The 295-nt window shown below is 79.0% G+C and carries 1 protein-coding gene; it reads right to left on the bottom strand.

Annotation, left to right across the window (positions count from 1 at the left end):
* A partial coding sequence (locus tag AC0I8G_RS25860) for an aminotransferase class V-fold PLP-dependent enzyme (RefSeq protein ID WP_471732503.1) occupies positions 1–295 on the bottom strand: 295 nt, incomplete at both ends.

Here is a 295-nt window from a genome sequence, read left to right as displayed (position 1 = left end):
GGGCGAGGGCGGCGTCGCGCCCGGGGGCCAGCAGCCCGTGCGAGGCGTCGTCGGAGTCGGCGGCGCAGGCCGACCCGCTGGAGCAGCCGATCCCGACCTGCTCGAGTTCCGCGAGGACGGTCTCGCCGCCGACGCCCGCGAAGCAGAAGGAGGCGGGGCCGGGCAGGCGCCGGGTGCGGTGACCGGTGAGGCGGGCCCCCGGGACCGTGGCCAGGACACCCACGATCAGCCTGTCCCGCAACGAGGTCAGCCGGGCGACCTCGGCCTCCCGGGCGGTCGCGGCGGCGTGCAGGGC

This window comes from Kineococcus sp. AC630, assembly GCF_979255925.1.
The sequence above is the reverse complement of the archived record's forward strand: the minus strand, read 5'-3'. Positions and strand labels throughout refer to the sequence as shown.